Origin of the sequence: Marinobacter sp. F4216 (assembly GCF_019931195.1) — a bacterium.
Taxonomy (GTDB): domain Bacteria; phylum Pseudomonadota; class Gammaproteobacteria; order Pseudomonadales; family Oleiphilaceae; genus Marinobacter; species Marinobacter suaedae.
The window spans coordinates 362493-388559 of record NZ_JAIOUO010000004.1; the positions used below are offsets into that span (position 1 = coordinate 362493).

Here is a 26067-nt window from a genome sequence, read left to right on the forward strand (position 1 = left end):
AAGACCGGCTTGTATCAGGGCAACTGCATCGGATTAGTGAAGGTTCTGGTCCGAACGATCCTGAACCAGCACCCAGGGAGCGATCACCACTGCCCAGAGTTCGGCGTTGCGGTCGTACCAGGCCTGGGCCACATCGGGGGCCACTTCCCCCACCTGCCCCTGGGTCATCCACTGTTCGAACTGGGCTTTGTTATCCGCGGTAAGCTCTGCGGCCACATCCAGCAGATCCAGATCCGACGAGACCCGCACCACCTGACCACGGGCAAAGTACGTCTGCAGCTCGTGCCAGTGTATCCGGGAGGTTTCAAGGTTCAGCTTTGCTTTCAGCTCATCGCGGGGAGTGTCAGATGCCATGACGATGCCTCGGGGTCGATTGGAGAGTTGCTTGGTCAGTTGCCTGGTGAATCGGGGCGCCAAGGTTACCGAAATGCTGGAATGGAAACCAGCTTCAGTAGTGACACTCTCAGGTTTCCTTTGGTTGACCGGCGGCACCTGACGTAATCGCCAGGCACCGCACTCGATCCTCAGACTGAGCGAAGCATCTCACGCACCACGTAGTGCAGGATGCCACCGTGCTTGAAGTACACGGCCTCGTTGGCGGTATCAATCCGTGATTTCAGCTCACAGGTTTCGGTGGAGCCGTCCTTGTAAGTCACCGTCATGGTCAGGGTTTGCCCGGGCTTGATGTCACCCGACAACCCCTCGATGCTGATGGTTTCTTCACCGGTCAGCTTCAGGCTCTTGCGATCCGAGCCTTCCGGGAACTGCAGCGGCATGACCCCCATACCGATCAGGTTGGAACGGTGAATCCGTTCGTAGGATTCGGCAACCACCGCGCTGACCCCGAGCAACCGGGTTCCCTTGGCCGCCCAGTCACGGCTTGACCCCGTGCCGTATTCCTTACCGGCAATCACGACCAGCGGAGTACCGTCTTCCTGGTATTTCATGGCCGCATCGTAAATGGCCATTTGCTCGCCGGACGGTACATGACGGGTATAGCCACCTTCCACATCCTCAAGCATTTCGTTACGGATACGCACGTTGGCGAAGGTGCCGCGCATCATCACCTCGTGGTTCCCCCGACGGGAGCCGTAGGAATTGAAATCCTTCGGCTCAACACCTTTTTCCTGCAGGTATTTGCCTGCTGGGGTGTCCGGAGCAAATGACCCGGCCGGAGAAATATGGTCGGTAGTGACGGAATCCCCCAACAAGGCCAGGATGTTGGCATCCTTGATATCCTCGATGGGGTCAGGCTCTTCGCCCATGCCCTCAAAGAACGGCGGATGCTGAATGTAGGTGGAGGTGTCTGTCCACTCGTACACCTTGCTCTCGGGTACCTTGATGCTTTGCCAGCTGGCGTCGCCGTCAAAGACTGCCGCGTATTCGGAGCGGAACATCTCGGTCTTCACTTTCTCCACCGCCTCGGCGATTTCCTGCTGGCTCGGCCACAGATCCTTCAGGTACACCGGGTTGCCGTCATGGTCTTCACCCAGTGGATCCTTGGTCAGATCCAGCCGGACATTGCCCGCCAGCGCGTAGGCCACCACCAGCGGCGGCGAGGCCAGCCAGTTGGTTTTCACCAGTGGGTGCACCCGGCCCTCGAAGTTACGGTTGCCCGATAGCACCGACGCGACCGTCAGGTCGCCGTCCTTGATGGCCTTTTCCACGGCATCCGGCAGGGGTCCGGAGTTGCCGATGCAGGTGGTGCAGCCGTAACCCACCAGGTTAAAGCCCAGCTCGTCCAACGACTCCTGGAAACCGCCCACCCTCAGATAGTCGGTCACCACCTTGGAACCGGGTGCCAGGGAGGTCTTCACCCAGGGCTTCGTTTTCAGACCCTTGTCCACAGCCTTCTGGGCCATCAGCCCGGCTGCCATCATCACACTGGGATTGGAGGTGTTGGTACAGGAGGTAATGGCGGCAATCACCACCGCCCCCGGATCCAGCCGGGTCGGGGTGCCATCCAGTTCCAGCATCTGACTGGACGCATGATGGTAACTGTCGTCCACGCCCACGGCGGTCTGGCCACCTTCGGACGTCATCTTGGGGTCCGGCTCAGCGTCAGCGGGCCCCTCGGCGGTTTCCATCAGCAGTTCAAAGGCCGCTTTCATGTTCTTCAGGGCGACCCGGTCCTGGGGACGCTTGGGTCCGGCCAGGCTGGCTTCCACCTGGCCCATGTCCAGTTCCAACATGTCGGTGTACACCGGCTCATGGCCGGGCTTGCGCCAGAGTCCCTGGGCTTTGGCGTAGGCCTCGACCAGTTCAATCTGCGAGTCTTCTCGACCCGTCAGCCGCATGTAGTTGAGGGTCTGCTCATCCACCGGGAAGAAGCCACAGGTCGCCCCATACTCCGGCGCCATGTTGGCGATGGTGGCCCGATCCGCCACCGGCATATCCTTGAGACCGTCGCCGTAGAACTCCACGAACTTGCCCACCACGCCTTTCTTGCGCAGCATTTCGGTGACCGTGAGCACCAGGTCTGTGGCGGTGATGCCCTCGCGCAGTTTGCCGGTCATCTTGAAGCCGATGACTTCGGGGATCAGCATGGACACCGGCTGCCCCAGCATGCCGGCCTCCGCCTCGATACCACCGACACCCCAGCCCAGAATGCCCAGGCCATTGATCATGGTGGTGTGGGAATCGGTGCCCACCAGGGTATCGGGATAGGCCAGTTGTTTGCCGTTCTGCTCCCGGGACCAGACGGTTTTACCGAGGTACTCCAGATTCACCTGATGACAGATACCCGTGCCGGGCGGCACGACGCGGAAGTTATCAAATGCTTTCTGGCCCCAGCGCAGGAATTCGTAGCGCTCGTAATTGCGTTCCATCTCGATGGCAACGTTGTCCTTGAAGGCAGACGCATCCCCGAAGTGGTCCACCATCACCGAATGGTCGATCACCAGGTCCACCGGCGACAGCGGATTGATCAGCGCTGGGTCCTTGCCAGCCGTCTTCACCGCTTCACGCATGGCTGCCAGATCCACCACGCCGGGCACGCCGGTGAAATCCTGCATCAGCACCCGGGCAGGGCGAAACTGGATTTCCGTATCGGAGCGCCGATCGTCCAGCCATTGCACCATGGCATCGATATGGCTGCGGTCGACCGTGGTGTCGTCCTCGTTACGGAGCAGGTTCTCCAGCAGAACTTTCAGGGAAAACGGCAGGCGATCGAGATCCCCAAGGGTCTTGGCCGCCTCGGGTAAGCTGTAGTAGTGATAGGTCTGCCCACCTGCCGAGAGGCTGGTCAGGGCGTTCAGGCTGTTCTTTGCCGGTTGAGCCGTACTCATGTTGCGCCTCCTTGTCGTCACTATCCGAACTGTCGGAAGGGCATTGAGGCTGCTGTGCAGGGTGTTCAAGCACACCCCACTCGCTCAGCCACGGGTCGGGCGCCTGACGCAAACGCTGCGAGCACCCAAAAAGAATGGACTGCTTATTACTATCGCAGCGCACGAATAAAATTCAACCAGCTCAGAATGATATTCGATATAGGCGCGGTGAATATCCGGATGCGGTGGACCGATCGAAAAGCCGCTCTTAATGCTGCCGCTCGCCATACAGCTGCGCGTAAAGACCGTCACGACGAATCAACTCGTCGTGGTGGCCCTCCTCAATGATCCGGCCGTCCTCGAACACGCAGGCGCGGTCGGCCTGTTTCACCGCGCTCAGCCGGTGGGCAATGATCAGGGTGGTGCGCTGGCGCAGGAAGTCTTCCAGATCCTTGTGGAGCTGGAATTCGGTTTCCGCATCCAGGGCCGAGGTGGCTTCGTCCAGAATCACCAGAGCCGGGTCGGACAGTACCATGCGGGCAATGGCCAGACGCTGGCGCTGTCCGCCGGACAGGCGCACGCCCTGGCGCCCTACCACGGTGTCCAGCTGCCGGGGCATGGCAGCCACGGTGCGATCCAGTTGAGCGATTTGCAGGGCGTGCCAGAGTTCCGACTCCGGCTTGTCCCGGCCCAGGGTCAGGTTCTGGCGCACCGTCGTATTGAACAGCGCGGGATGCTGAAGCACCGTGGCAACGTGCTCCCGCAGGCACGGCAACCCGATGCGCTGGACCGGCACGCCTTCAATCAGCACCTCCCCCCGCTCCGGCGTGTACATGCCCAGGATGACCTGCACCAGCGTGGACTTGCCACCCCCGCTGGCGCCCACCACCGCGACTTTTTCGCCCGGTTTCAGATCCAGGTTGATGCCCCGCAGAACAGGCTCGTCACCGTAGCTGAAATGAATGTCCTGCAGGGTCAGGCCAACGGTGTGACGATCCCGAAACGGGTTCTCCAGCGCGGGATAGCGGGGCTCTTCTTTCAGGTCCAGCAACAGATTGATGCGTCCCAGCGCGGCATTGGCGGCAAAGTAGGCGTACTGCATGTTCAGCATTTCCTGCACCGGAGTGAGCATGAACCACAGGTAGCCGAAGATGGCGAACATCATGCCGATACTGAGGTCACTGAGCAGGACGGTGACCATGGCCGCACCCCGGAACACATCCACACCGAACTGGAACAGGGCAAAGCTGCCCCGGGCCGCGGCATCGCTGCGCCATTCGAACTGGATAGCGTGATCCCGGACATTGCGGGCCCGATCAATCAGTTGCCGCAGGTAGTGCTTTTCCCGGTTGGCGGCCCGCAACTGGTGGATGGCATCGAGGGTTTCGGTAAGCTCGCCCTGAAAGTCCTCGTAGGCGGCGTTTTCACGGCGTTTGAGTTCCTTGACCCGCTTGCCGATCTGGATCGTGGCGAATATCACCAGCGGGTTGAACAACAGGATCAGCAGTGCCAGTTGCCAATGGACCCACAGCAGCACAAGGGCAGTGCCCAGAACAGTCAGGCTGGCCACCAGGAAGCGGCTGATGGTGGTACCGAGGAACTGATCAATGGTGTCCAGATCGGTGATGAAATGACTGCTGATGGCGCCGGAGCCCCGCGTTTCGTATTCCGACATGGCCAGGCGCTGCAGCCGGCCCAGCATCCGCGAGCGGAGCCGGAACACCACGTCCTTGGATACCTTGGAGAACTCCCGCGACTGCAGCACATTGAACGCCAACGCCCCGAGCCGAAGAACAAACGCCGCCAGCACCATCAGCCCGATGTACACCACCGGCTTTTGCCAGGCCTGTGGCAACATGGCATCCATCACCGGCAGCACGGGCCCGCTTTCCTCAAGAAGCACCTCATCCACCAGCACCGGCAACAGCAGGGGCACGGGTACGCTCAGGACGGTGGCCATGATCGCCAGCAGGTTGGCCCGAATCAGCCGGGGCTTGTGCCGGAGCGCCAGTTCAAACAGATCCCGCCAGCAGTAACGGTGCCTGCTGTTATCGGTGTCGGTTTGCGACGCGGATGGATTACGGTGGTTCAAATCGCCTCCTGATCAACTGCCTGTGAGAGCCATACGTGCTGTATCTCTCCTCAGTCTACCTCCATCCGTGGATGCTGCGCACAATCACAACTTCTGTCATTATGAGCGCCTCGTTTTTCTGACGGATCAGAATAAAGGTCAGCTGTGAAACACGATTGCGATTATCACCCTGGCGATCCCGCCAAATGGCACTGCGGCGAATGCCAGAAGCATTACTGCAACCGCTGCATGCCCGACGCCAACACCCGCCAGCGTCGGGGGCAGTGCCCCAACTGCAATCAGCTTATGCGTTACCTGGGTGCAGCCACCCAGGTGGAGCCCTTCTGGAAGCGGGTGGGGGCCTTTTTCCGCTACCCCTTCCACAGCGACCCGCTGATTGTGATCGCCATCTGCACCCTGGTGCCGGCCTTGGCCCCGGCCAACTTTATTGGCTGGTTTATCTGGGCAGTGCTGGCGATCGCCCTGCTCAAGTACACCTATGAAGTAATCAGTCACACCGCCGAGGGTCACCTGAAGCCACCGCCCGTGGCCGCCGCTTTCACGGGTAACGGATTTGAAATTGTATTCCAGCAATTCCTGGTGTTTTTCCTCATTGGCGCGCTGGTCACCTCCGCTGGCATGGTCGGCGGGCCATTCCTGGCCCTGGCAGCAATAGCATTTGTGGTGCTGGTGCTGCCCGCCAGCATCATGGTGCTGGCGACCGAGCGGTCGGTGGGCGCGGCGGTGAACCCCCTGAACCTGATGGCGATCATTTCCAGAATCGGCACGCCCTACTTCCTGCTTTACGGATACCTGATTCTGCTGACCATGGCGTCCGGTACTGCCCAGCAGTTTGCCCTGATTCACCTTCCGGACTGGGCCGCCCAATCCCTGGCGGGTTTTCTGAACAGCGCCTTTACCCTTGTCCTGTTCCACATGCTGGGTTATCTGCTGTTCCAGTATCAGGAGGAACTGGGTTTTGCCGCTGACCATCAGGATGGCGACCTGGAGGAATCCTCGGATAACCGGGATCGGGCCGCACGCTTCGATGCCGATCTCGATATCAACCTGAAAGACGGCAACTACGACCGCGCACAGACCATGCTGAAGGAGGCCCTGCGGCGTGAACCGAACAACCAGCAGCGTGTTGGCCAGCTGTACCAGTTGCTGACCGCCAGGAACGACCTCACCGAGCTGTATCGCTACCACCCCCGCATTCTCGAGTGGCTGTCCCAGCGTAACGATGCCGATGGCATGGCGGCCCTGTTGCGGAGTTTGCAACAGGCCGAGCCCCAGTTCCGCCTGGACGACCCGGAGCTGACCCTGCGCTGCGCACGAACGCTCTATCAGCGCAGCCAGTTCAAACCGGCCCTCAAGCTGCTGCAGGATTTTCACAAACGGTTTCCGCAGAGCGAGCACCTGGCCCCGGCGTACCTGTTAGCCGCCCAGGCGCTGGCGAATGGGTTGGATCAGTGGGAGAAAGCCAAAGCGTTCCTGACCTTTGTTCAGAAGCGCTGTGCGGATCACCCGCTGCATGAACAGATTGCGGAAAACCTGCAGCAGGTGGAACGACGGGAGCCCATCAAGGAACCGCGCGCCACCTTCGCGGCACCCTGATGGCAAAGTCCTAGTAAGCCTGCAGCAATTGCTGGTAGTGGCGGGCCTTTGGCGTCATCTGGCGCTTTTCGAACTCGGACGCCAGCAACCGGCAGGCTTCCGAGGCGAGAATCTGATCTCCCGCAGTGCGCAACCGTTCGAACGCTTTCTCTGCCGCTTTCAGGTCATCGTGTTTGATGCTCAGGAACAGAACCCGGTTGTGGTCCTTGGCACTTAACGGCTGATGGGCCTCCCCCTTGCTGAGGTACTCCTGCCAGAGGGCAACCACACGCTCGGGCTGGCGCCGGGCAATGGCGTCGTCCATCAGCTGCCGGGCCCGGTCCCTGTACGCCGGCAGATCCGGCCGGAGCTTGGCCAGTTGATACAGGTGCTCCAGAAGGATCGGGCGATCCGGATAACGGGCGTACAGTGCCTCGAACTGACGCTGAGCCACCTCGAACTCCATACGACCCAGACTGCCCATGGCCTGTGTATAGCTGCTGGTGAAGCGGGCGTCCTGCTCTTCCTGCTCGGGCTCGAAAAATTCCTCCCGCACCTGCAGCCAGCTCTTGCCCAGCAGCCACACCAGCGCCGCGCCGGCCACCAGGCCACCTGCGTGAGCCATGTAGGCAATACCCGTGGCACCGGCAAACCAGTAGTCGTAGAGCTCCTTGCCTAGCCACACCGGGAACAGGGCAATCGCCGGCGCCCGGAAATAATTGAAATAGACAAACAGGAAGTAGAAAAAGCGGATTCTGCGCAGGCCGAAAATGGCCATGTACATGCCCATCAGGCCCGATATGGACCCGGACGCACCCACAAGAGGCGCCGAACTGCCCCAGGAAAAGGCCGCAAAGGTCAGGCCGGCAACGGCACCACACAGCAGATACGCAATCAGGAAACGACCCGGACCAAGCGCCTTTTCCACCGTGAACCCCAGCAGAAACAGCATGACCAGATTACCGATGATATGACCCCAGCTACCGTGCATGAACTGATAGGTGATCAGGGTGTACAACGACATCTCGGCGGGAATCAGGCCAAAGGCGAAGGAGCTGAGCTTGCTGACGTACGCCTGCTCAATGGGCAATCGCTGCTCGTTCCAGAGCCGACGCTCCCGGGGTGTCCAGACGATGTCCTGACTGTGCTCCAGGTACCGGAAGAAGTCCCGATCGCTCAGTAGCAGGAACGCCACAAAATGGTCTTCACCGCTTTCCCGCAGCTCCCGGAACTGTTCCAGTTCGATCCGCCGGTCAGTTTCGCCCTCGAACTCAATCTGGCGCTGGAGAAAATCCTCGTAGACCGGCGCTTCCAGGGACATCAGGTCGGAGGCCAGGTAGGCCTCGGTGGCCTGTTCGATCTTGTCGCCGTCGCCCGACTGGTAAAACACGAACACCAGAAAGCACGCCAGCATCAATCCCAGGGTCACTATCGGCGGACGCTTCCAGTCCAGACGCTTTTCGGCGGGAATTAACAGCATAGTCGTTCACAATTCATCATTTTCTGTCCTTGAAGATCCGTTTTTTACCACAGTACCGGCATCTTTTCGCGCTGAAATGGGCCTCAAGCGAAGAGAAACGATGGCGTCACATTTCTGAACGTTCGCTCATCGACCTTTCGCCAATTGCCGTTATTCATGCCAATCTCAATAGTGAGCGTGAATAACAACAAAAACAGGCCGTTGCACTTGAGGATTTTCCCGATGACCGTACTTGTTCTGGACAACCCATCGCTGTTAGCCCAGGCCGCCAACCTGGTGGCGAACAGCACCCCCGGTAAAGCCGATGGCGCGCAACGCCGTCCCCACCGGACCAAATTTCACTATGGCTTTAACAAGCATGGTCTCAGCGACGCCGATACTGGGATGATTGAGCAGCATGCCGTGTACATCCGGCAGAACCCGTCCGTACGGGTTCGGATTCACGGGCATTCCGATAACTTTGGCTCGGAAGACTACAACCAGTTCTTATCCAGGCTGCGCGCCAGTAACCTCGCCCGGCTGTTGATCCAGGCGGGCGTGCAGGAATCCCAGATTCTGCAAACAGGCTGGGGCTCCTGCCGCCCCCTGGCCACACCGGACGACCATGCTGCCAATCGCCGGGTGGAACTGGAGTACCTGACCAACGACGTCTCCCAGGCCCTGCAGGGTTAATCCCATAAAAAACGGGGCCATCTGCCCCCGTTTTTGACAACTGACAACAAAACCTTACCCATACACCTGCCAGACATTCCACATCAGCAGGATGGCCACCACCAGAATGGCGAGCCAGGTGACAATAATGCCAGTGAAGCGAGCCCAGTGGGTTCTACCCTGGCCCTGGAACATGCCATAGGCGTGCAGGATCCGGCTGGTGACAAAAGCCATGCCGACCCAGTAAATTACCCCGCCGGGCACACCATTGATCTCCGCAATACCCAGCATCAACAGCGCCATGGGCGCGTATTCCACCAGGTTGGCCTGAGCTCTGACCGCCACCTGGAACTCACGATCGTCGGTCCAGCCCAGCCCTTTCTTGTATTTAAAACGACACCTGACCACCTGCATGGACAACACCAGCAACAGAATGCCGGTTACCGCTGCGAAGACGCCGGTAATTGGTACGATCATTGTCAGCCCTTTTTGATTTTATTGACAATGGCCAGCAGGATGATGGCCCCCACCGTCGCCGTCACCAGCTCGCCAACGGCGCCCTGCGCCGCCAGTCCCAGCAAACGAAACACAAAGCCGCCAATAAACGAGCCAACAATACCGATACCCACATTGGCCAGTACACCGAAACCCCGGCCCTTCATGATCAGGCCCGCCAACCAGCCGGCCACACCACCGATAATCAGAAACAGAATCAGATTCATCTTGGGTCTCTCCCTGAAAGTCATTGAACGAGGCGTTCAGACAGGCAAAGACTGCCCGGTTTGCCGGGGGGCTTCAAGCGGTTTGTCAGGGCTTGGCGTTCTTGTCGAGGTCGGCGATGGCCTCAGCCATCAGGCGATGACATTTATTCATCAACTCGGGAAGGTTGCTGGTGTTTAACTCGCTGGTCTCAATCGGCGGCAGAATGCGAACCGGAACGGTTTCCCTTCGACCGGTCCAACCGATGGTTTTGTCCTCGTAGTGGGCGGCGCAAATCATGGTAATGGGCGCGCCCGAGGCGATGGCGGCGTGGAAGGCCCCCTTCTTGAAAGGCAGCAGACCCCGGCCCTTGCTGCGGGTTCCTTCCGGGAACACCCAGAAGCTCTTGCGGTCACGAGCGATTGCCTCACTGGTGGTTTTCATCAGTGCAACGGCCTTGTGGGAACGTGAGCGGTTCAGAATCACATTGCCTCCGAGCCAGAAGACCTGACCGAAAAACGGTATCCAAACCAGCGACGATTTACCCGCAACCACCCCACGTTTGGGCAGAAGGTCTGCCAGTACGAACAGGTCATCGTTGTGCTGATGGTTGGCGATGACCACCGTCGGGCGATCGGTTGGCATGTTTTCCATGCCTTGCAGCGGGCGTTCCATGCCCAGAATCCAGCGGCCGAAGCGCGCGACCGTGCGCCCCAGCAAACGGTTATTATCTGGATTGAACGGCCGGGCAAGGTATGGAATCAGCGCAAAAAAACAGATAATCGGGACACTTAACCACGCCAGTAATTTTCGAATAATACCCATTCAAACCGCTCTTACAAAAATTTTGGTGCACAAGTGTACGCCATAGCTAGAGCCCGGCAACAGTATCAATTGGTAACAGATTACTCGGGGGCGAATCCGTGCCAGTGGTCTCCTCGTGATGGGATGCGCGGGCCTCCACCACGTATCGCAGAGGGCCACCGGCGGTCATCCCGTCAAACGGGTAACAGGTCACCAGAATCAGGCTGTTGCGGGCAAGCTGTCCGGTATTCAAACGATGTTTTCGACTGTCGATCACCCGACTGGAAATCACCCGGTAATACCGCCAGCGCCCGTCACGGCTCTGCAGCTGCACAAGGTGCCCGGGTTCCAGTTGCTGCAGTGGCTTGAAATGCGTGTCCCGATGGCCAGCAATCACCACCGGCCCGGAGCCGTTCTGATAACCGTAGAACCAACCCGGCCCAAACGCCAGACTCTCGCCATCACTGCCAGACAGCACAATCATGGACTGCGCCTGCTCCGGCAGGATTAACCGGGCCACCGGCCAGGTATCCGCCCAGGGCCAGGGGCGCACATCGGTTTGTCTCGCCTGGCTTTCTGCCCAGGCCATGGTGAGCAGTTCCTGAGCCACAAGCGCCTTCAGGGGCACCCAGAGCCCCGCCATCAGTAATCCCGATGACAGAACAAACAGCGTCAGCCACACCCGCTTCATTGTTCCGCCCTCCCCCGTAACCAGGCGAACACCAGCGCCAGCGTTCCACCGATCAGCCCCAGCAAGGTAAACAGGGGCCAGCCCGTAGCGGTCTGGGGGTAACGCAACATCCCTGGCTGTGTGCCGGCTGGCAACAGGGTCGGCACAGGGTCGGTGGAGAGCGTCGCGCCGGAGGGGCGGACCGGCTGCCGGTCGACGGCAACGAAGGCGGTGTAGGGCGACAGCACACCATGGTCCATTGAGACCCGGGTGATGCGCTCTCTTTCCGGTTCCACACCCGCCAGATGCGCGCTATCGAGCAGGTACCCGATTTTCTCCCTGGCCCACAGTCGCTGAATGCCGTCCGATCTGCTGGCCTGCTGCAAATCAATTACCTGCTCCCACTGTCGACCTCCGGGCACGCGGCCAGAGATCCTCATTTCACCCGCCGGAGCCTGGCCCCGGATCACCTGCACGAGGGGCTCCCCGAGGTACAGGTCCCCCGGGCGATCAGGAAAGCTCTCAACAGACGAAGCCTGCGAGGGCCATCGAACCTGCAGATCCGTCAGCACCGGGGCTTCCATGGCGGCAAACAGCCTCTGCAGTGGCTTGCTCACATCGGTCGGGTCCGCAATGGCGGTGTATTGTCCACGCCCCCAGCGGGCCGCCTCGCGCATGAAGTGCATGTTGGGCGCGGAGCCAATACCCACGGTAAACAGACGCTGATCACCCAGGGACCGGCGGATCTGGGCAAACAACGCCGCCTCGTTGCCCACCGCACCATCGGTCACGAAGACCACCTGCCGAACCCGCTCGCCCGTTTCGTCCACGGACCCACCTGAGCCCTGCAGCGCCATACGCAACGCCGACGCCATTTCCGTACCGCCGTCAGCGTACAGGCCATCCACGTAACGCCGTGCCCGGGCCAGGTTCTGTCCGGTGGCCGCCTGTGGTTGCATGAAGAGCGAATGGGCCTGGTTGTTGAAGTGAATGACATTAAACCGATCATCCGGGCTCAACGTGGACAGGCCCCACTGCATGGCCGCCTTGGCCTGACGTAAAGGCGCGCCCGCCATGGAGCCGGAGGTATCGATCACGAACACCAGGTCCCGGGGCAGGCGGGCCGACTGCGATGCACCGGGCACCACCATCGCCATCAGAAAATCCTCGTCCAGCCAGCGCTGGTGGAAAACAGCCACCTTTGGTTCCTTGCCCGCCATGGCCTGCCAGCGCACCACCAGGTCCCGATCCATCACAATCGCCTCCTGCTCCGGCTGGACCTCCACCCGCGAACCATCCGTCCGGGTGCTCAGCCGGTGTGTCGGGCTGTCTACCGAGGCCAGTGGCATCCCGGCATCGATACGCAGTACCAGCGAGGCCCGGTGGCTGTCCGGGGCGACGTCGCTGGTGCGAACGGTAAACGGACTGATGTCATGAGCATCCGGCACCTGGGTGGTGGCGGGCGCCCAACCACCCTCCGGCAACGTCGCCATGACCGGCTGCCCGGGCATGTAGCGAGGCGTCAGTGTGGTCGGTACACGAAGTTCGAAAACACCGGCCTGGTAGTCGACTTGCTGCTGGTAGCGCAACTCCACGGTGATACCTTCACCCGGGGGAATATTGGCGACCCGCGCGGTAAACAGATTGGGCCGCTGCTGTTCCAGGTTGGCGGCTTGCTGGCCTGCTGCTTTGGCTGTTTCATAACGTTGCCGGGCCTGGGCTTTGGGCTGGATGTCGCCCTCGATGGTTCGCTCAGCGACCGTCATGGTCAGGCCGTGGACGCTGGCGTTTTCCGGCAAGGGAAACACAAATACCCCTTCCTGCCAGTCATCGCTGGTATTGAGAAAACGGCGAGTCAGCCGTGTGGACGCCATCAGCCCGCTGACCTGAATATCGAAGTCGCTGTCCAGGGTCAGCGCTGGCGTCTGCCACTGGCCTTTCTGGTCAACAAAGTACAGCTCGCCTCCGCTCGTCATCGGTGCCTGGCTGGCTTCCGCATAGAGCGGGTGAACGAACAACATGAGAGAAAACGCCAACCAGAGACCGAGCCCCTCGGCGATGCGTCGCAGCATGCCCCGGGAACCCGGCACAGCCGCCGAAGAACGTGTAAGCCGTTCCGATGCCATCATGACCGTTTCCTTTTTCTGCACTGATGAATGGATGTACTTCCATCTCATCAGCCGCAAAGGTCACGACCATGACCAAAGCGGGCATTCCGGGGGCCAATCGTGATCAATTGTGGCAATGCCAACCCGATTCTTGTGCTCAGCGTCCGCCGTGTTTAAATAGGAACCTGGGTAGTTAGGGAGTGTTAAGGCCATGAAAAAACACATTGTTCTGGTGGAAGACGAACCGGCCATCCGGGACAACTACCGGGTGGCGCTGGAGCGCCGGGGGTACCGGGTGTCTGCCCATGGCGACCGGCCCGCTGCCTGGCAGGTGTTACGCCAGGAACTGCCGGATCTGGCCATCATTGATGTGGGCCTGGGGGACGAGCCTGAGGGAGGCTTCAGCCTGTGCCAGGAACTCCGGGGCCTTTCCCAAACCCTGCCGATCATTTTCCTGACTGCCCGGGACAGCGACATCGACTCGGTGCACGGCCTTCGACTGGGGGCCGACGACTACGTCACCAAGGACATGAGCATGGAGCACCTGCTGGCCAGGGTCACCGCCCTGCTCCGACGGGCCGATGCCTGGGCCGAAGCGCTCCAGAAAACCGAAGAAGTGATTCAGCGGGGCCGCCTGTCACTGAATGTCGACCGGATGACCGTCGACTGGGACAACCAGCCCATAGACCTGACCGTCACCGAATTCTGGATGCTGCATTCGCTGGTCCAGCACCCCGGCCATGTGCGCAGCCGCGACCAGCTGATGGATGCCGCCAATACGGTACTGGACGACAACACCGTCACCTCCCATATCAAACGCATCCGCAAGAAATTCATCCAGGCCGATGCCGCGTTCGATGGCATTCAAACGGCGTATGGCATGGGTTACCGGTGGAACGCCCATGAGGCCTGAGTCTTGAACCTCAAGCGCCAGCTGCTGGTCACCAGCCTGCTGATGCTGCTGATTCCCTGGGCAGGGATTCAGTTTGTCCTGGAGCTGGACCAGGCCCTTCGGGAGCAGGCCCGGGAGCAGTTACACATTCAGGCGGGTCGGCTGGCCAGCCTGAGCGGGGACGCACTGATCGGGCAAGCACCGGTGACCGGTGACCAGCCGGCTCTCTATGTCTCTCCCGTGCAACGCTCACTGAATCCCGATGGCTACGCCGACGACTGGCCGGGCTATGAAGAGGGAGAGACCGATCAGCCCTGGCAAACAACCACGGACCAGACCGATCCACAGGCCCCGGGACTTCGCTGGCAGGCGGCCGCCAACGGCCGAGATCTGTACCTGATCATAGGAATCACCAACCGCCAACCCCGGCTGTTCGATCCCGGTAACCCCAACGCCCCCCATGATGGCCTGATGCTCTGGGTTCAGGAACCGACCACCACCGTGGATGGTGATCCATCCCGCCGAAGCTGGCTGATACGGATCAGTGCACCCGGAAAATTCTCCGCCCTGACCGGTCGCAAATACGACCAGACCGATTACTTTGTCGCCGGAAGCTGGCAGCCCGTACCGGCTGGCTGGCAACTGGAAATCCAGATGCCAAAGCCGGATGCCGGCGCCCGGATGGGGTTTGCGGTGGTCGACAACCAGAAAACGCCGGTTCCCGGTCTGTCCACCTCCCTGGATCCCTTGCCCGTTCTGGTTGCGCCCGAGCAGGGATTGCAACGACTGCTGGCGACGCAGCTTAATCCGGGTCAACGAATCCGGGTGCTCGAGCCCGCTGGCTGGGTTACTGCCAGCGCCCAGCAAGCGACCGAACAACAGCCGCCTGAGTTCGACCAACTCGGCCCGCTGCAGATTGTCGAGCAGATCAGCCTGAACGCCCTGCGAGCCCTGATCCGGCGGTTCCAACCTGAACCATCCCCCGCGGCAGACGACTCCCACCGAATCCCGCCAGAATCCCTGCCTGCCGACGGGCTGACCCAAACCGGCGACGGGCAGCTCTGGCTGCAAGCAAGGGCGGAGGTATTTGGCGGCAGGACACTGGTTCTGGAACAGTCGCTGGACCAGCTATTGACCCTGTCAGGCTCTGCGCTGGGGTCGGTGCTGGCTCGCAGTTTACTGGTCATCAGCGGTCTGACCCTGGTGTTGCTGGGTTACGCCAGCTGGCTGTCCTGGCGCATCAGTCGGCTACAAAAGGCCGTCAGTGCCTGCGTGGATCACGACGGCAGGATCAGCGGAACCCTGCCCAGCGCCAGTGCCACGGACGAACTCGGCCAGCTCCAGAATCACTTCGCCCAGATGGTCGAGCGGTTGCAGGGTTACACCGGCTATCTGGAAAGCTTCTCGCGGCGCTTGTCCCACGAACTGAAAACACCGGTGGCCATCGTGCGCACCTCCGTGGACAACCTCGAGCATACCGAGCCCTCCGAGGACCAGCGCGCCTACCTGAACCGGATCAGCCAGGCCACCGGCAGGCTCAGCCATATCCTGCAATCCATGAGCGAAGCCTCGCGTCTGGAACAGAGCTTTGACCGGGCCGAACACGAACCTTTCGACCTGGCACAGGTGATTGCCGAAACAGCCAGGGCTTACCAGGCCATGGACAGCGCTCACCAGATCACCTACCAGGGACCGCCCGCCGGCTGCGATATGCAGGGCTCGCCCGAGTTACTGGTTCAGATGCTGGACAAGCTGGTGGACAACGCCCGGGATTTCACCCCGCCACAGGGACAGATTGAAATCCGCCTGAACCCCGACGAGGGCAGGAAGGTTTTCGAACTCAGCGTGTACAACGAAGGTTCGTCCCTGCCCGAGGACTTGTCCGGCGACATCTTCAGCCCCTTCGTGTCGGTGCGAAGCGACTCCCAGGAAGGCCACCTGGGTCAGGGGTTGCTGATCGTCCAGCTAATCGCAGAGCATCACGGGGGCCGGGTTGACGCAGAAAACGTGGATGGGGGCGTTTTGTTCCGGGTGATCCTGCCGGCGCATGCGTGAGAGGCTCGCTCGGGCAGGAATATGCTGGCCGCCTTGCTCAATTTGCCCAACTAATTCAACAAAAGCGGACATTCGTGACTCTTAATTTTGAGCCGTTTTTACCCCGGCTTTGACGATTGAAAAACCCCTTTTAATCGTTCAGCAGCCGGTCAAATGGACTCACTGTTCCGGCTCGCCGATCACCGATGATGTGGGTATAAATTTCCGTTGTTCGGATGTCGTTGAAGAGGATGAACTGGCGAACCCAAAAGAGATAGGTCTTTTCCGTTCTATAGCTGTATTGCCGAGTCCTGATTTCCCGGCGGATGGACTCCAGGAATGGTGATTTCGACACCGTTGCCCTCCATGGCTCCTGATGCTGTATGGATGTACAGTTACAATGAATTTCCTCCGTTTTTCGCAAGTTTCTTGCGGTTTTATTTGCAGAGCCATGCACGCTTTCCCCGAGAGCATTCCTATAGTTGATTGTTTTTAAACGAATAAAAATTACAGTGTCCGGTTTTTAACTTGCAGTAGTGTGCACGTTTTGCCCGATACACATTTTTTGCAGGACAGCGCGCCGGAAAATTCGTGCTGGTGTTCTTCTATCTCTATGAATTAGATTGGGAATTGGCGCTGTGAACCAGGTTTGGGCGGGACGCTGGCGTTACGGTTTAATGCGAATTCAAACTAATAGGCTGTTAAAGGCTAAAGGGAGTTTTCGGTGAGCAAGGAAGACCTATCCCCAGAAGACCAAGCCTACTACAAGCGGCTTGAGTTCAAGCCGTTACGAGTATTGCTGTATCTGCTGGCAGTAGTTTATTTGGTGTTTGTTTATGCGGTCGGTGGTTCCCAATTCAGTGGAGCCTTTTTCAGTGGCGTGGTCGGAACCTTTGTTCTGATTCAGGGTATCGATCTCTCTCATAGACGACTGATCGTCATTGGCGGATTCCTGACAGTTGTGAGCGCCTTCCAAACAATATTGTCGGTGCTGTAGCGACTATCTAGCGCCCATTGCAAAAGCCTTTAACAAGCAGTTGTAGTACGTTTCGGGCCTGGTGGCCCTGCACCGGACGCCCTTATCAGGGCGCCGCTAAACAAAAGCGTTAAATAATAAAGAGACTATGAACCTAGAAACTCGCAAAGTTTTTGTCGATACGCAGTCTTTTATCAAACTTGGATTGAATTTCAGTCATCCGGCGCTGCTTTCTTTTGGCCGTTTGTGCAGCAATGGCAGTTTAATGCACCTCAGCACTAGCGTAGTCCAACGTGAAGTCGAAGCTAAAATCATCTCCTCGGTAGAGGACGGGTTAGCATCTCTGAGAAGTTTTCGACGAAAAGCAAAACTATTAGAAAAAATAGAAGATGAGAAAGTGAAGGGCCTTTTTGTGGATATAGATGAGAAAGAGGCAATTTCTAATGGGCTTGAGGTGTTTCATAAATTTATCAATTTTTCCAATACGGATGTGATTTCAATTGGAAATGTAAATCCTGATGATGTTTTTAATCTCTATTTTGAAACTCAGCCACCGTTTGGTAATGGGAAGAAGAAGTCAGAATTCCCAGATGCGTTTTCTATATATGCTATTTTGGGCGAAGTTGGTGACGACAAAGTTTATGTTGTCTCAGATGATGGTGATTTAAAATCGCTTTGCTCCATTCACGATAACTTGATTAGTGTTGAAACGCTAGAAAGGCTTCTTGATATATATAACGTTCATGAGTCGGCAGTCGCAGATGCTATAAAGACCTACATGGCGTCGGTTGAGACCGATATTAAGGAAAGTATCGAGAGCGCAATAAATGACTCTTGGGGGTACAACGAAGCGCCCTGGGAAGACTCAGAAGTAGAAGAGCTTCAGGCAATGATGGTTCACGATTTCGAGCCCCTTGTAGTGCGCGTTGATGAGGATGAGTGTTTGGTCACATTCGATGTTGACGTTGATCTAGACTACACAGTTTATGGCCCTGACTTCCTAAACGGAGTATATAACAGTGAAGAAGGTCATATGTGGGCTTTTGATACCACCTCGCATTCCGGCAGCGCGACGAGAACATTCACGGTGGAGATGAAATATTCTTATTCAATACGTGATGAAAAAGTTGATGATATCGATCAAATTGATTTTTCCGTGGTTGGACTTTCAGATGGCATTCCTGTTTATGTAGACGAACAGGGGTAAAAATTTAAGAGTTGGGTGAATATTTAACAAGTGCGTCAACGGGACCGGTTTGTTCCGCTGCGCTCCACAAACTGGCCCGTTACGCCAGCGTTAAGCAGCAGAGGAAATTGGTGCAACTGTCAAAGCAGGAAGTAGAAGTTGTAATTGAAGACATAGAGTACCTCCGTGATCAATGGGCCGAAGGCGCAACGGACCCTGAACTTCGTCGTGGGTCAGCGATTCTTAGGAGGTTAGTGGTTGAGAAATATCTGGGTCACGCATGGAGAGCAATGGGTCATGAGAAAGACCCAAAGATTCAAACTACGGACCTCGATTTTGGCTTCAATGGCATCGACTATGCAGAAATAGAGTGCGCTCTTGCGGGAGGAGCTCTGAGTCACGGTGTTTACGCTGCTTGCATGTGTATAAACAAAGGAGGTACTGCTCCAGAAATGCAGGATGGTTTTTTAGAACGTGAACTAGGTCTGTCCAATTATGACTCAAGCACATGCGCCATCATCAAAGGATCAGTTATTACCAGAAGTGAACTGATTAAATATATGGCCAATGTAAAAGGTGGCGTGCATCTGGGCTCAAGTCGAGCAAGGAAGAAAGAGCAGGAAATTATCAAGAGAGTTGCGAAACTAGAAGGTAAATTTAATGCGTTCAACTCCGATGGTCTCTTCTTTGAAACGTTATCTATTGGCCAAAGTATTGCCAAGTCACCAGATGTGGTTCAGCTTGTACATGAATTCAGGCAAGGCGCTTAACAAATTGTTGTAGTTCGTTTCGGCCTGTGGCCTGCACCGGACGCCCCTGACGGAGCGCCGCTAGACAAAAGCGTTATGAATCCTCAGGGAGAACCCCATGCTCGAATTGAGACCTAATTGCGAGTGCTGTGACAAGGATTTGCCACCGGATTCCACTGAGGCGGTCATCTGCACATTTGAATGCACCTTCTGCGACTCTTGCGCGTCTGGTGTTTTGGGAAATCAGTGTCCCAACTGCGGTGGTAATTTCTCGTCGCGTCCAGTTCGTCCAGCATCACTGCTCGGCAAATACCCAGCGTCAACGCAACGTGTGGTAAAGGCCGATGGTTGCAGTGCTAATTCATAACACCCGACTGCGGCCGCCAGGTCCGAATGTCCGCTTTGCGACCTATCGGACAATAAATAGTCAAACTATGCCGCCCCAACAGCGCGTAAATACCACCACCCAGCGGCGCCAAAAGGTTCTGTTCCAGGTCATCCCCCTCAGGCGCCGCTGAACATCAATCAGCCCGAACCTCAGTCGGCCCGATGATCGTAGGTGGCGTTCAGTCGTGACGCCAGATAATCGGCGAAGGCAATGGGCTCGTACTTGGGGGTGTCGTCTGGCGCGATGTCCCGTGGGTCCACCACCGATTCCGGCCCCACTTCCAGGAAGAATGGGATGGAATAGCGCTCGCTTTCAGGTGGGCGCACCCGGTGCGGGGTGGATACATACACGTCGTTGCTCCAGCGCATCAGGCAGTCACCGATGTTGCAGACAAAGGCGCCCGGTACGTGGGGTGCCTGAATCCATTCGCCCTGACGATTGGACACTTCCAGGCCCGCCACTTTATCGGTCGCCAGGATGGTGATGTTGCCATAGTCGGTGTGGGTGCCTGCGCCACCGTCCTGCCTGTCGATCTGACCCGCACTGGCGGGGTAACGGAGCATGCGCAGGGTCGCGATCGGCTCTTTCAGATGAGGCTCGAAGAAGTCCTCGGGGCAGCCCAGATCGAGGCTCAGGCCCCGATGGATGACCCGCCCCATGTCCAGGCAGGCGTTGAAGTATTCCAGTGCACGCTCCCGCCAGCCGTCGATCTCCGGCCAGAAGTTCACACCGCGGAACGGTTTGCCCGCCAGCACATCCGGGTGATCGGCCGGGAAATCGGTACCAATGTTGAAGCCTTCCTTCATGTCCGCACCGGATTCCGGGTTGAGCTTCTCATCCGCCATCGCCACATAGCCCCGGTTATGGGGCGAGTTCTTGATGGACATGGCCTGCTTCTGGTCTTGCGGCAAGGCAAACAGCTGCCGGGCAAGTTCAAAGGCTCCCTCGGAAACCGACGCCGGGATACCGTGATCCTTCACGTAGAAAAAGCCGACCTCCCGGCAGGCACGGCCCAGTTCGGCGGCCGTTTCTTTGCGCTGCTCCAGGTCGTCGCTCATCAGGCCGGTCAGCGAAATGATGGGTAATGAAGACATTCAGGTTCTCCGGATGTTTCTGTTAATCAATTCATTGCAATTCGGGTGTGGGATAGGTCCCGGCAGGCCTGGTGCAGGGCCAGTCCCTGACTCTGGGCCTCGGTGATCAGAGTATGCTGGTTTACCTGCGTACTCTCACTGTCCTGGATCAAGCGGCGGCCATCGACCCAGACACCCGCCACGTTGCTCTTGTCGGCGGCAAACACCAGGTTCCAGAGCACATTTCCGCCCTGCTCGTTGACGCTGTAGGGCGTCAGGTTGGCCCGGTCCAGCCTTAGCAGCAGCAGGTCGGCCTTCTTGCCCACCTCAAGGGAACCCACTTCGTTATCTATTCCCAGGGCCCTGGCGCCATTGATGGTGGCCATCCGCAAAATCTGGTCCGCCGGCAGGGCCATGGCGTCCAGCCGGCTGGCCTTCTGGATCAGCGACGCAAACTTCATTTCCTCGAACAGGTTCAGGCTGTTATTGCAGACCGGGCCATCGGTACCCAACCCCACATTAATGCCGGCCGCCAGCATTTCCGGCACAGGTGCCACACCGCTGGCCAGCTTGGCGTTGGAAACCGGACAATGGGCAATGCTGGTTCCGGTGTCGGCGACCCGGGTAATTTCCTCCGGATTCAGCCAGACACAATGGGCCAGCAAGGTTCGCTCGCCAAGAATGCCGTAGCTGTCGAGCACCGCCAGGGATCGGCGACCAAACTCTGCGGTCACCGCCTGCTCTTCTTCCTTTTGCTCACAGGCGTGGGTGTGAATACCCACGCCGTATTCCTTGCTGAGCTGCACCGCCTCGCGGTAGGCGTCTTCGGTGCAGTAGAACAGGTGCTCCAGCCCCATCCATACCTTTACCCGCCCACTCTGGCTGTCGTGGTGGCTTCGGATCAGCCGGCGGTTTTCCTCCCGAGTTGAGAAGAAATCCTTACCAGGGCGGTCCGCCACATAGGGGGCCAGATGAACCCTGAGGCCCAGCTCGCCGGCCGCATCCGCGCAGCGGTCCATGTAGCGAAACATGTCCATCACACAGGTGGTGCCGGACTGCAGGGCCTCCAGGTAACACAGGCGCGCCGAGTGGTAGGCAAATTCCTCGGTCATTGCCCGGTGTTCCAGCTGGTACCACGGCAGCCAGTCCATCAGCTGCATGTTTTCGGTGACACCGCGCATCAGGCTTGAGTGGGAGTGACTGTCAATCAACCCCGGCATCAGGGCATGGCCGCGTCCATCCACAACCTCGCAGCCTTCAGGAATGGTGACCTCCCGATCATCGCCGGTCTGGGTGATGACACCGTTTTCCACAACCACGGTGCCATCCGGAATGACCCGGTTTTCCGGATCCACCGTGAACACAGCCGCGTGGCGAATGGCAAAGCTAGACATAGTTTCTCCTGATACTGACCGGGCTCATGCCCCGTCCGGCAAGACTGGAACGATGGGCTGGGAAAGAACATGCTCATCGCAATTGTTTCCCGGCCCCTGGCGATCCACCACCAGGTACTCCGAGTCCGGTTGCAGAGGCAGCAAGGGGGCGTGCCAGGTGCCAGCCAGGTAATTCACACCTTGATGGCCTTGAACCAGGAACGCCTTAACTCTGGATTCATCCAAATCTCCCGGCGGAGCAACAACCGCAAGAAACGGCTGCCCTCTGAGGGGTACGAAAGCCTGACTGCCCTGTGGATGCCGCTCCATCATGGTAATGACGAGGGGGTTCAGCGGCTGGCCGCGAAAGATGGACAGGATTCCCTGAGCCCCCTCCCCCAATGCTTCAACCTGCGCCAGGGCATGGAAGCGCTCGGTGCGACCCTGGTTGATGGGAAACGCCCTGGCGGCATCTTCCTCAATTACCTGACCAAAGGGTGCAAAGGCACTCGCCGTCAGTGGCTGAACCCAAAGCTCTCTGGGGTGGCTCATGGCACCGGCTTCCCGAACAAACGAAGCCGGCTGACGCCGCCATCCGGAATGATGTTAAAGCGGATGTGGGTGATGGGCCCCAGACTGTTCAGTGTGAGAAATTCGTGGACGCTGTCCGCAGTCAGCGGCTGCTCTTCCATCAGGGTATGCCAGAACATGCTCTGGGTTTTGATGGACTGCGGGGTGCCCGCGTCCACACAGGCAGCCTGGATGCTGCAGGCGGCCGGGAAGTTACCTTTGAAATGGGCGGTGTCCACTTCTATCCGCTGGGCGATGCCCTTGTGACCGAGTGCCAGAATGCACCAGTCGTTGCCCGGCTCCCGCCGGCGACGGGTTTCCCAGCCATCCCCCATGTTCACGCCACGGCCCGGTCGCAGGAGTTTTCGGGGCTCGCCGTAATGGGCATCGCTCCACGCCACCTGGTCGGCCCCGTGCTCCAGCGCCAGCAGGTTCAGAGTCTCACTGACAGCCAGCCCGGACCAGTCACAGAAGGCTTTGCCATACACCCGCAGGCGCGCCATGCCACCGTCGGGGTAGAGATGCAGGCGCACATGGGTGCAGGGCTGATTGAAGCGAATCTCGCAAAACCGGTGATCGTTACCGTTCAACTCGGTCGCTGGCACCAGTGTCTGCCAGTCAGCGTGTTCATCGGGGTCGCCATCCGGGCAATAGCAGCCCTCCAGGGCCGCCGCCGGGGGAAAGTTACCGGTAAAGAAGCTGGTATCGAAATCCACGCCCGTCAGGATGCCGGGCAGTGCCAGACGTATTACGCACCAGTCGTGCCCCGTGGTGCGACGGCGGCGGGTTTCCCAGCCATCCATCCACTTGCCGTGATCGTCATATTTGTCCGGGTAGAACACCGGCTGACCGGGGTTCAGCATGCGCTCCCGAGGCGCAAAGAACTCGTCGGTCACCCAGAGCACCTCAGCACCAAGGCTGGCGTCGGCCAGGTTCAGGCCCTGGCGGGTAAAGTCGGGGCCTTCAACGGCAGGAGCCACCACAAAATCACTCATTCTTTGTCTCCCGGGTCAGTCAGGCTGGTAAGGGTGTACCTTTTTCCAGTGGCGGGCGATATCGATACGACGGCACACCCAGACCTGTTCGTGGGACTGGATGTAATCAAGGAAACGTTGCAGTGCCCGGAATCGGCCGGGACGACCCACAAGCCGACAGTGCAGCCCGACCGACATCATTTTCGGGCTCTCGGCCCCCTCTTCGTAAAGGACGTCGAAGCTGTCCCGGAGGTACTGGAAGAACTGCTCTCCGGAATTGAAGCCCTGGGGCGAGGCGAAGCGCATGTCGTTGGCATCCAGAGTATAGGGCACGACAAGATGCGGTTTTACCGCCCCCTCCGACGTTTCTACCGTCGTCCAGAAGGGCAGATCGTCACCGTAGTAGTCGCTGTCGTATTCGAATCCGCCCTGCTCGACCACCAGCCTGCGGGTATTGGGACTGTCACGCCCGGTGTACCAGCCCAGGGGAGGCTCGCCGGTCAAACGGGTATGCTGCTCAATAGCCGCCTGCAGGTATCGACGCTCGCCGGACTCGCTCATGTCCTGATAGTGGATCCAGCGTAACCCGTGACAGGCAATCTCGTGGCCATCGTCCATGAACGCCTTGACGACGTCGGGATTTCGGGCCATGGCCATGGTGACACCGAACACGGTCAGCGGCAGTCCGCGCCGGCGAAACTCCCGCAAAATCCGCCAGACGCCGGCACGAGAGCCGTATTCGTACATCGACTCCATGCTCATGTGCCGGTCCCGGTAAGCCTCGGCACCAATGATCTCGGACAGGAAGGTTTCCGAGTGCTCGTCACCGTGCAGCACACAGTTCTCGCCGCCCTCTTCGTAATTCAGGACAAACTGGACGGCGATCCGGGCCTTACCCGGCCACTGGGCATGGGGCGGCTGGGCGCCGTAGCCCAGCATATCCCGCGGATAGGAGTACTCTTCATTCATGCTGGTTTCTCAAGGCCGCAGCCACGCAGGATGACGTCAATGAGGAACTCGGCAGCGTGATCAAAATCCCGTTGCTCATATTCTGCCTTGTTCTCCACCATCAGGATCTGCACCTGGAAGTCGGCGTAATGTTGGGTGGATGACCAGATCAGGAAAATCAGCTGCACCGGATCCACCGGCGCCATTCTGCCCTCGTCGATCCACTGCTGGATAACAGCCGCCCTGCCCCGGACCCACTCCCGCAGATCCGTTCGCAGGTGATCCATCAGAAACGGTGCGCCCTGAATGATTTCGGTGGCAAACAGACGCGATGCCAACGGAAATTGCCGGGACATTTCCACCTTGGCGCGGATGAAGCTGGCCAGTGCCCTGGCCGGATCGTCCTCGGGGCGAATATCGGAAAACACCTGGTTCCAGCGCCCCAGAATGTCATCAAGCATCGCGCTGTATATCCGGTCCTTGTTACTGAAATAGTACAGGACGTTGGATTTGGGCAGGTCTGCCCTTTCCGCGATGCTCTGGATCGTCGCCCCCTTGTATCCGTGGAGGGCGAACTCCTGTTCGGCTGCCTGCAGAATCTTTTCCCGATTCCGCTCGCGGATTCTGCCCGGTCGGTACTTACGTCCGTTACCCCCGATATCATCGGGGGTGTCGAGGCCGGCATCGGCAACTGAATGATCGGTCATGACATTCTCACCCGTCGTCCATGTCGTCGGGAATCCGGCTGATGAAACCGGCCGGATTCCCTGGCCAGATCAGAAGTGGAACTGAGCCAGCGCACTGATGGAACTCTGGGTGTCGATCAGCTCATCACCCAGACCATACTTGTTGTTCCAGTACTGATACTCAATGCCCGCATAGAGCACGCCCGGCGCGCCCCAGAAATTGCTCACGTCCAGCTTGACCTGCGGCACGAACTGGAACTCGGATTCGTGGTCATCTTCGGCGGTAGACCAGTCGATGTAGCCATCCACCAAGAACCTGGCCGGGCCTACTGCGAAGGGCGCAGCCCAGGCGACGGTCAGCTGGAGGTCATCGCTGATCTGCTCGTTATCCACGTAATAGAAGCCGGTGGTGAAGAACAGGAAGCCCGGCAGGTCCCATGCCAGACCGACGCCTGCCATGTAGTTGTCTACCTCTGTACTGCCGCCGAACTCGTACTGAGCACCCAGGAACACATCCTTCACCGCTCCGGCACTGAGGTCGGCGCCGGTCAGCCAACTGCCGCTCAGCGTCGGCGCGAATTCGCCGTAGGTTTCGTCTTCGTCCGCAATGTCACCCTGACCCTGAGTGCGGTCGATGAAGAAGAAGGTGCCACCCCAGTTGTGGGCGGTAGCATTTTCAAAGGTGAACACGGTCGCTTCGACTTCTTTGCCACCGTTACCGGCAGGATCGAACTCGACGCCCTGGTACTGGTCACTGTGCAGAAGACTAATACTGGACCCGCCAAAATACTTCTCGGCGTAAGCAGAAGGTGCAACAGCAGCCGCGACGCAACCGGCAATGAGTGTCTTACGAAATGCAGTCATGGAAATTCC

Annotated in this window: 25 protein-coding genes; 8 read left to right on the forward strand and 17 right to left on the reverse strand. The window is 58.7% G+C overall.

Annotated elements, in window-relative coordinates; genetic code table 11:
• Positions 1–33: 33 nt before the first annotated feature.
• The 3 genes from K8I84_RS11110 to K8I84_RS11120 form a co-directional block, all read right to left on the reverse strand.
• On the reverse strand, positions 34–354 hold the full coding sequence (locus K8I84_RS11110; protein ID WP_223794826.1) for a DUF2288 domain-containing protein: 321 nt from the start codon (positions 352–354) through the stop codon (positions 34–36).
• 170 nt (positions 355–524) lie between these two features.
• Entirely contained in the window at positions 525–3287 is a 2763-nt protein-coding gene (gene acnA / locus K8I84_RS11115) for an aconitate hydratase AcnA (protein ID WP_223794827.1), read from the reverse strand.
• Positions 3288–3534: 247 nt separating this feature from the next.
• Entirely contained in the window at positions 3535–5358 is a 1824-nt protein-coding gene (locus tag K8I84_RS11120) for an ABC transporter ATP-binding protein (protein WP_223794828.1), read from the reverse strand.
• Positions 5359–5502: 144 nt separating this feature from the next.
• Here K8I84_RS11120 and K8I84_RS11125 point away from each other — a divergent pair, with 144 nt between their 5' ends.
• Positions 5503–6954, forward strand: a complete 1452-nt coding sequence (locus tag K8I84_RS11125) for a hypothetical protein (protein WP_223794829.1) — start codon at positions 5503–5505, stop codon at positions 6952–6954.
• Positions 6955–6964: 10 nt separating this feature from the next.
• Here the strand turns inward: K8I84_RS11125 and K8I84_RS11130 are convergent, their stop codons facing one another.
• Complete coding sequence (locus K8I84_RS11130) at positions 6965–8413, reverse strand: rhomboid family intramembrane serine protease (RefSeq protein WP_223794830.1); 1449 nt, start codon at positions 8411–8413, stop codon at positions 6965–6967.
• 222 nt (positions 8414–8635) lie between these two features.
• Here K8I84_RS11130 and K8I84_RS11135 point away from each other — a divergent pair, with 222 nt between their 5' ends.
• The gene (locus K8I84_RS11135) at positions 8636–9085 is read left to right on the forward strand and encodes an OmpA family protein (protein WP_223794831.1); all 450 of its coding nucleotides are present in this window, start codon (positions 8636–8638) and stop codon (positions 9083–9085) included.
• A gap of 54 nt (positions 9086–9139) precedes the next feature.
• On the opposite strand, the gene K8I84_RS11140 is transcribed toward K8I84_RS11135, so the two are convergent.
• The 5 genes from K8I84_RS11140 to K8I84_RS11160 all read right to left on the reverse strand — a co-directional run bounded on the left by K8I84_RS11140 (position 9140) and on the right by K8I84_RS11160 (position 13366).
• Positions 9140–9541 carry an MAPEG family protein gene (locus K8I84_RS11140; RefSeq protein ID WP_223794832.1) on the reverse strand — a complete coding sequence of 134 codons (402 nt, stop codon included), beginning with the start codon at positions 9539–9541 and terminating at the stop codon, positions 9140–9142.
• 2 nt (positions 9542–9543) lie between these two features.
• Positions 9544–9786, reverse strand: a complete 243-nt coding sequence (locus K8I84_RS11145) for a GlsB/YeaQ/YmgE family stress response membrane protein (RefSeq protein ID WP_223794833.1) — start codon at positions 9784–9786, stop codon at positions 9544–9546.
• An 85-nt stretch (positions 9787–9871) separates the two neighbouring features.
• Positions 9872–10588 carry a 1-acylglycerol-3-phosphate O-acyltransferase gene (locus K8I84_RS11150; protein WP_223794834.1) on the reverse strand — a complete coding sequence of 239 codons (717 nt, stop codon included), beginning with the start codon at positions 10586–10588 and terminating at the stop codon, positions 9872–9874.
• Positions 10589–10634: 46 nt separating this feature from the next.
• Positions 10635–11258 (reverse strand): class GN sortase, encoded by a 624-nt coding sequence (locus K8I84_RS11155; RefSeq protein WP_223794835.1) that lies wholly within the window; start codon positions 11256–11258, stop codon positions 10635–10637.
• Positions 11255–13366, reverse strand: a complete 2112-nt coding sequence (locus K8I84_RS11160) for a marine proteobacterial sortase target protein (protein WP_223794836.1) — start codon at positions 13364–13366, stop codon at positions 11255–11257. The genes K8I84_RS11155 and K8I84_RS11160 overlap by 4 nt, the downstream gene beginning before the upstream one ends.
• 190 nt (positions 13367–13556) lie before the next feature.
• Here K8I84_RS11160 and pdsR point away from each other — a divergent pair, with 190 nt between their 5' ends.
• Positions 13557–14258 (forward strand): proteobacterial dedicated sortase system response regulator, encoded by a 702-nt coding sequence (gene pdsR / locus K8I84_RS11165; RefSeq protein WP_223794837.1) that lies wholly within the window; start codon positions 13557–13559, stop codon positions 14256–14258.
• Between the two features lie 3 nt (positions 14259–14261).
• Positions 14262–16292, forward strand: a complete 2031-nt coding sequence (locus tag K8I84_RS11170; protein WP_223794838.1) for an ATP-binding protein — start codon at positions 14262–14264, stop codon at positions 16290–16292.
• Positions 16293–16422: 130 nt separating this feature from the next.
• Here K8I84_RS11170 and K8I84_RS11175 read toward each other — a convergent pair whose 3' ends face one another.
• On the reverse strand, positions 16423–16626 hold the full coding sequence (locus tag K8I84_RS11175; RefSeq protein WP_223794839.1) for a phage integrase N-terminal SAM-like domain-containing protein: 204 nt from the start codon (positions 16624–16626) through the stop codon (positions 16423–16425).
• Between the two features lie 369 nt (positions 16627–16995).
• On the opposite strand from K8I84_RS11175, the gene K8I84_RS11180 reads away from it, so the two are divergent.
• The 4 genes from K8I84_RS11180 to K8I84_RS11195 all read left to right on the forward strand — a co-directional run bounded on the left by K8I84_RS11180 (position 16996) and on the right by K8I84_RS11195 (position 19549).
• Entirely contained in the window at positions 16996–17268 is a 273-nt protein-coding gene (locus tag K8I84_RS11180) for a hypothetical protein (protein ID WP_223794840.1), read from the forward strand.
• A gap of 127 nt (positions 17269–17395) precedes the next feature.
• Positions 17396–18454, forward strand: a complete 1059-nt coding sequence (locus K8I84_RS11185; RefSeq protein WP_223794841.1) for a PIN domain-containing protein — start codon at positions 17396–17398, stop codon at positions 18452–18454.
• A 110-nt stretch (positions 18455–18564) separates the two neighbouring features.
• Positions 18565–19203 carry a hypothetical protein gene (locus K8I84_RS11190; RefSeq protein ID WP_223794842.1) on the forward strand — a complete coding sequence of 213 codons (639 nt, stop codon included), beginning with the start codon at positions 18565–18567 and terminating at the stop codon, positions 19201–19203.
• Between the two features lie 97 nt (positions 19204–19300).
• Complete coding sequence (locus tag K8I84_RS11195) at positions 19301–19549, forward strand: DUF1272 domain-containing protein (RefSeq protein ID WP_223794843.1); 249 nt, start codon at positions 19301–19303, stop codon at positions 19547–19549.
• Between the two features lie 170 nt (positions 19550–19719).
• On the opposite strand, the gene K8I84_RS11200 is transcribed toward K8I84_RS11195, so the two are convergent.
• From K8I84_RS11200 to K8I84_RS11230, 7 genes are all read right to left on the reverse strand, one after another.
• On the reverse strand, positions 19720–20664 hold the full coding sequence (locus K8I84_RS11200; protein WP_223794844.1) for an isopenicillin N synthase family dioxygenase: 945 nt from the start codon (positions 20662–20664) through the stop codon (positions 19720–19722).
• 26 nt (positions 20665–20690) lie between these two features.
• A complete protein-coding gene (locus K8I84_RS11205) occupies positions 20691–22037 on the reverse strand; it encodes an amidohydrolase family protein (protein WP_223794845.1) in 1347 nt (448 codons plus the stop codon).
• A gap of 24 nt (positions 22038–22061) precedes the next feature.
• Positions 22062–22568, reverse strand: a complete 507-nt coding sequence (locus K8I84_RS11210) for an ureidoglycolate lyase (protein WP_223794846.1) — start codon at positions 22566–22568, stop codon at positions 22062–22064.
• Positions 22565–23581 carry an allantoicase gene (alc, locus tag K8I84_RS11215; RefSeq protein ID WP_223794847.1) on the reverse strand — a complete coding sequence of 339 codons (1017 nt, stop codon included), beginning with the start codon at positions 23579–23581 and terminating at the stop codon, positions 22565–22567. The genes K8I84_RS11210 and alc overlap by 4 nt, the downstream gene beginning before the upstream one ends.
• A gap of 15 nt (positions 23582–23596) precedes the next feature.
• Entirely contained in the window at positions 23597–24529 is a 933-nt protein-coding gene (puuE, locus tag K8I84_RS11220; RefSeq protein ID WP_223794848.1) for an allantoinase PuuE, read from the reverse strand.
• Positions 24526–25215, reverse strand: a complete 690-nt coding sequence (locus K8I84_RS11225) for a TetR/AcrR family transcriptional regulator (protein WP_223794849.1) — start codon at positions 25213–25215, stop codon at positions 24526–24528. The genes puuE and K8I84_RS11225 overlap by 4 nt, the downstream gene beginning before the upstream one ends.
• A gap of 69 nt (positions 25216–25284) precedes the next feature.
• On the reverse strand, positions 25285–26058 hold the full coding sequence (locus K8I84_RS11230) for an outer membrane protein OmpK (RefSeq protein WP_223794850.1): 774 nt from the start codon (positions 26056–26058) through the stop codon (positions 25285–25287).
• Positions 26059–26067 lie beyond the last annotated feature (9 nt).